5 protein-coding genes are annotated in these 5,755 nt (G+C 47.1%); all 5 read right to left on the bottom strand.

The window, feature by feature from the left end:
- Positions 1-76 precede the first annotated feature (76 nt).
- Positions 77-235, bottom strand: coding sequence for a hypothetical protein (locus tag LBQ00_01995; GenBank protein MDR2017645.1), 159 nt, complete (start codon positions 233-235; stop codon positions 77-79).
- 98 nt (positions 236-333) lie between these two features.
- Positions 334-864 carry a C-GCAxxG-C-C family protein gene (locus LBQ00_01990; GenBank protein ID MDR2017644.1) on the bottom strand — a complete coding sequence of 177 codons (531 nt, stop codon included), beginning with the start codon at positions 862-864 and terminating at the stop codon, positions 334-336.
- 16 nt (positions 865-880) lie between these two features.
- The gene (locus LBQ00_01985; GenBank protein ID MDR2017643.1) at positions 881-1,621 is read right to left on the bottom strand and encodes a Tim44 domain-containing protein; all 741 of its coding nucleotides are present in this window, start codon (positions 1,619-1,621) and stop codon (positions 881-883) included.
- Positions 1,622-2,344: 723 nt separating this feature from the next.
- On the bottom strand, positions 2,345-3,619 hold the full coding sequence (locus LBQ00_01980; GenBank protein ID MDR2017642.1) for a glucose-1-phosphate adenylyltransferase: 1,275 nt from the start codon (positions 3,617-3,619) through the stop codon (positions 2,345-2,347).
- Positions 3,616-4,851, bottom strand: a complete 1,236-nt coding sequence (locus LBQ00_01975; GenBank protein MDR2017641.1) for a glucose-1-phosphate adenylyltransferase — start codon at positions 4,849-4,851, stop codon at positions 3,616-3,618. The genes LBQ00_01980 and LBQ00_01975 overlap by 4 nt, the downstream gene beginning before the upstream one ends.
- Between the last annotated feature and the right edge of the window lie 904 nt (positions 4,852-5,755).

Raw genomic sequence — 5,755 nt, 5'->3', positions numbered from 1 at the left:
TAGTTTTTAGATTCACGCCATAATGTACTGCAAGCTTTATCAGGCTTTCTTGACTATTTTATTATTTCTCTACGCACTACCTGAGTTGTCCTGGCGTGAGCATGTAGTACATGTCCCATGGTTTTTCCCTTCTTAAGTAAGGTATGGTGTATATGCCGTTAGTCGTAAGGGGGTAGACAGAAGGGCTTGAAAGCGAAGTTCTCATCAAGGTAAAAACCTTTCCTGTGGATTTCATTTGGTCCTTTTCGACCTTTTTTCCATTGAAAAGACCGCCACTATTAAATATGAGAATTACAGGTTGTAACGGCAGTAGCGGGCAAAGCCAGAGTGATTTTACCTTTGATCAGTCAAAACTCCAGAAAAAAGAAGCTCTTCGAGTATCTCTGCCGCATCTTTAACGAAATGGGAACAGAGTCGTTCCCGAAGGTTATGTTCTTTCAGAAACTTCATGCCTTCGGGCGTACCAACTTCGCAACCCAGTAACTCACTGCACCGGAGTGTAAAATTGCGTTTTTTGAACCGTTCGATGAATTGATCTGTTACCCGGTTTGTCAACTCAACCGTATTTTTGTCTTCCGCCTTTGTTCTGCCGAAAGCGAGGCCTATGACCATAAGGGCTCCTGTTACAGCCCCGCAGGTTTCTCCTAAACGGGCAATGCCTCCGCCGAATGCGGCCGATGTCTTAAGGGCGTATTCCCTGTCAAGGCCGAACCATGGACCGTATACAGAGACCACAGCTTGGGAGCAGTTAAAGGATTGTCTAAAACAGTCCAAGGCCTGATCTATCTTGTCCGCTCTTGCACTTGCTTCGAAGAAAACCGCGCCAGGACCTTTGGGTGGCGTGGACTGGTTTGAATTTTCCATCTTCATAGCTCCAGAATCAGTAATCCTGCTCCTGTGTGATACCAGCGAGAATCCAGTCTATCTCGCCCACTCTCCTTGACCATGTCCAGTATTCGAGAAATTTTATGGGATCAATTGTACTGCCCGAAATTACCTGATCCGTCGTGTCGTCCGTAGTGTAATCAAGAATGCTTGCAAGGAATTTCACTGTGATATATTCTTCACCTTGATCCTGAACCGCATCGACGATCTCAATCTGCCGGACTGCGATATTTTCCAAGTGGTTGGTCTGTTTGTTCGCAATATACCTGCTTATATCTTCTTGGAGCGTATTGAGCATCTTGGGTGTTAGAAGGTATTTGACGGGATTGAGGTCGCGTCTTGCCCACGCGCTCTGGATTTTGAAAAAGTAGTCTTCCGCGGTATTCTTGAATCTGATCTCGTCAAAGGATTGATCCATTTCGCTAATGTGCTTGAGTCCGCCATAGATTGTACTCTGGATTGGAGGGGGAGGCGTGTAATAGTCCGACGGCATATCGTATCTAACAGTCCCGTAAGAGCTTGTGGAGTTGTACGCCATTTCTTGCCTCCGCATGCGGAAGCGTTTTATTACGAAATATATGACAGCTACAATGATAGCCAAGAATAGAAAATCGAACATCATTCCCATTCCATGTCCTCTATCTCCCCAGTCGGAACCTCCGTAGCTATAACCGGACCCACGGAAAAGCATACTTCCAAGCATGCCGCCGACAAGCCCTCCGCCTAGTCCGGACATGAACGTTCTCCCAGGGGAAGGCTGTTGATATGGGGCAGGACTAGGCGCAGATGTCATCGGGCTCCGGTAGGTTCCAGATGGTGCCGACCTCTGATACGTTCCGCTTGAACGGCCAGAACTAAATCCTTTGAATCCTGAAGACCTGCCGCCTCCGGCTCTTGCCAGAGCTAAAGATTCCATTCCCACAAAGAGAAGAAAAAAAAGGACCATTATAAGCGCCAGTATTCTAAAATGGCTGTTTATCAAGTCTCTCATAGTCTGCCTCCTGCAAAGTTGACCCTCCGGTGCCTTTACCGTTGCAAGGCTCATCCGGCCACGTATTATAGCATATTATTGCTTCGGTGATGTATGCAAAATAGAGCACGACGGTGGATAGGGCTCACGCGTGGCAGGATCATGCAAGACAGATGTACGATGGTGAAACCGGGGTGGGCCGGAAAGGCCTTGCCTTATTTATGACGACATTGACATGGTGGGGCTAAACAGCTAATCGTTAGAACACTAAAAAATCAAAGATGGCAAAAAGCAAACGTTTTACATATTTTTCTGCACTTTGTCCCATGGACGGTGGAGGCGGCGCCAGATAACCTCTGGATTCCGTGTCACGTATTAAAGACGGCGAAAGCCGACGCACTAACGATCGTGACGCCAGGCCTTGTTTTAGTCCTCGCTTTACTTACTGCTAACGACTAACGGATGTTTTTGACTAACAACCATCTTTCTCTATTCGCTGCTTTCCAGGACTTTAACCGTCATTCCGTCGGCAACGACTATGCCTTTGAAATCGACTTTTGTGGTAAAAGGGTGGATAATGCAGTTTGTCCCGATCCTTACACTTTCAGGTATTATCGCTTGTTTGCCTACCAGGGTGAGGCCGGAATTGAGTTGTTCTGGAAACTCGGCGTTTTTTATACTGGAGTCGCCCATCCCAAGCGACGAATTCCTTCCTACCACAACTTTCTTGTCGATAATGCATCTTCCCACTGAACTGCCTTTTCTTACCACCGTATCGTGCATAATGACGGAGTCCAGGATTACGGCGCCTTTCTCCACAATTACCCCCGGGGAGAGTACCGACCGCTCTACATGTCCTTCAATAACACATCCAGGGGAGATTGATGACCGGACCAGTCTCGCTCCGGGCAGTACCCTGGTTGGTGGTCTATCATAGGAAAGATTCTCGGCGAAAACGTTTGTTTTTGTTTTCCATGCCCACGGGTCGAGCGATGTCTCTTTAGGCGATAGCATGTCTATATTGGCGTCACAGTAAGCCTGAAGGGTTCCCACATCCCTCCAGTAGCCCTTGAAGGGGTATGCGTATACCACTCCTTCCTTCATGGCTTTGGGGATAATATGTTGTCCAAAATCCCCCTCTTTCGTCATTCTCATCATCCTGACCAAATATTCTTTATCAAATACGTAAATGCCCATGGATGCCAGGTCGGAGGTTGCTTTTTTCGGTTTCTCCTCCCACGCGACAATCCTGTTTTGGTTGTCCACGACACCCATGCCGAAGTTAAACGCTTCCTCTGGAGAAATTTTTATCATGGCGATGGTAACTTTCGCTCCATGTCTTTTATGAAAGTCTATGAGAGACCTGTAATCCATTGAATAAACATGGTCACCAGACACTATGAGTATGGTGTCGCACGATGGATCGCCTGTGACGAAATCGAGGTTTTGCCGCACCGCATCAGCTGTGCCCTTATACCAGTCCCAGTCTTTTTCACCTGTTTTAGGAGGAAGAATTTTTACCTTCCTAGTCCGACCGGACAGATCCCACGCAGAGCCGTCGCCGATATGATCCATGAGGGATAGAGGCTTGTACTGGGTAAGCACGGCAACATTCGTAAGCCCCGAGTTGGCAATATTGCTTAAGGTGAAATCGATGATCCGGTATATACCCCCGAAGGGCACCGCAGGTTTAGCCCTGAGTCGGACGAGAATATTGAGCCTGCTTCCCACACCTCCTGCAAGAAGAATCGTACGGGTATTCATTGGATCACATCTCCGGGCTTATATTCGCTCTTTGCGAAATGTTCAGCGTTAATGTTGGGATGGATTCTGACGCCTTCTGGGATGGTTATGCCTTCCGGAACTTTGACCCCCATTCCTATAAGGGTAAGGTCGCCGTAACCGTCTTTACCAACCCTCGCGCCTTTGCCCACCTCAACCTGAATGTCGATGATGGTCCTCGCGACAGTCGCCCCCTTTTTGACCATGGTGTTAAAGAAGATTATGGAATCTTCCACCACTGCCCCTTCGTCAACAGTCACCCCTGGGAAGAGGATAGAATTTTTTACCTTGCCTTTTATTGTACAGCCCCCGTAGAACAGCGAATTTTCTACGTCCGCAGATTCCCCTATGAGGGCCGGCGGCCTGTCTCTCAGAATTCTGTGAGAAATGTTTGTCAATATCTCCCAGCTCCTGATATCCAGCTTTGGATTTCTGCCGAGGAGGTCCATGTTTGCCTGCCAATATTCGAGGGGTGTACGTGTATAGCCCCAATAGCCTCTATGGGTGTAGCCGTATACGTTGCAGGTCTTTAGGAGTTCCGGTATGATGTCTTTTCCGAACTCATGGGAGTTATTTTGGGCATTGGCCGTGAGGGCGTCCAGGAGGACTTGTGGTTTAAACACATATATAGTGAGGGATGCCCATTCAGAATCGGGCTTCTTGGGTTTTTCCTCATACTGAAGTATTTTCCCCCCTTGTTTGGTCTCTTCTTCTATATGGGCGAGACCGAAGCGATGGGCGCCCTCTTTGGGCACCTTTGCAAAGGCGATGGTTAGATCCGCCTTGTTTCGAAGGTGGAAATTAATGAGGCTCCGGTAGTCCATTTTATAGATGTGGTCACCGGAAAGAATAAGGATCAACTCAGGGTTGGCACGGCTAACAAAATCAAGGTTCTGATATACGGCATCAGCTGTTCCTTTATACCAGTCAGATATCTCCCGTCCCTTGAAAGGAGGCAGAATGGTGATGAATCTGTCCCTCGCCGCCATGTCCCAAGGGGCTCCATTAGATATATGCTCCATAAGATGGAGAGGTCTGTACTGGGAAAAAATTCCTACCCGCTCAATGCCTGAATGGGAGAGGTTGCTCATGGGAAAATCGATAATCCGATAGAGTCCCCCGAAGGGCATAATTGATTTCGGCCTGAAGAAAGTGAGCACATCAAGCTCGTCTACTCTTCCGCCAGCAAGAATTAGGGCTAGTACGTCTTTCATAATCGTACACCTTTATTGTAGGAATTATTTTTCCATTTATCCAGTATTAATTAAACTGCCTTGTGGCAGACTTTGAGGTATCATTGAGATGAAGCCCATATTCCTCGCACCTTGGGCCCTGCTTGCAGGCGTTCGCTAATAGAAAATAGACCAGATTATTGAATCCGAAGTACGTCTTTATTCTCAATTATTTTCACCTCTCCATTCGAGAGTCTTTGTTGCTCTGCCGTTATTCGCGATCTCCTCCTCTTTCGCATTAAAAGGCTAAACGCACCTTATCCCGGTCGAAAGAGGGGTAGATATATGGCTCATTATGCGAATCTCATATATGTCGGCAATCAGAGGTTCTTTAGCCGCAGAGGCTGATACGGTTCTGACTTACTGTTTTATACAGCGTCTCGTTCTCTCTTTCTCGGTTTTTGAATCCTTGAGATCTGTCTCTAGTAATTGAATAGCTCCTCTCTCTCATGAATGTCTATACCTGTTCGATGTGACTTGGGGATGCTTTTTCATGAGCAATCTTCCCTCTTTTTGCGTAAGTTTATCAAATACCTTGTTGGTCGATCTGTATAGGGTTTACAGCAGGCTGCTTTTGACTTGGGCAAGGAATCCTTGTCGGACGTTAAAGTACGATTTCAGGCCTTCTGTTATGTCGCTTGACTTACCACTTCATCGGGGTAACTTAGCAACCGATTTTTGAGTCTTACTTAAACAAGTTGCATGAGGGAGTCAGCGGCATTCTATCCGGTTGTTTTGTTTCGGAATGGTTCATAGGGGTGCGTGCCGTTATACTCACCCTACTTTAAAACAGTCTGCAAGGGCATCGTCAAATGAATCGAATAGATGCAAGATACTACGCAGCCGAGATTTGAGCCAGCCCCAGAAACGTTCAATCAAGTTTAGT

The sequence above is a fragment of the Syntrophobacterales bacterium genome, assembly GCA_031274925.1.
In the GTDB taxonomy this organism is placed as follows: Bacteria; Desulfobacterota; Syntrophorhabdia; order Syntrophorhabdales; family Syntrophorhabdaceae; genus PNOM01.
Note: the sequence above shows the minus strand (reverse complement) of the source record. Positions and strands in the feature narration are given on the sequence as shown.

Bases quoted from the DNA above. Each gene is read 5' to 3' on its own strand.
- LBQ00_01995 (MDR2017645.1), bottom strand. From the start codon at position 235: ATGAAATCCACAGGAAAGGTTTTTACCTTGATGAGAACTTCGCTTTCA.
- LBQ00_01975 (MDR2017641.1), bottom strand. From the start codon at position 4,851: ATGAAAGACGTACTAGCCCTAATTCTTGCTGGCGGAAGAGTAGACGAG.
- LBQ00_01980 (MDR2017642.1), bottom strand. From the start codon at position 3,619: ATGAATACCCGTACGATTCTTCTTGCAGGAGGTGTGGGAAGCAGGCTC.
- LBQ00_01990 (MDR2017644.1), bottom strand. From the start codon at position 864: ATGGAAAATTCAAACCAGTCCACGCCACCCAAAGGTCCTGGCGCGGTT.
- LBQ00_01985 (MDR2017643.1), bottom strand. From the start codon at position 1,621: ATGTCCGGACTAGGCGGAGGGCTTGTCGGCGGCATGCTTGGAAGTATG.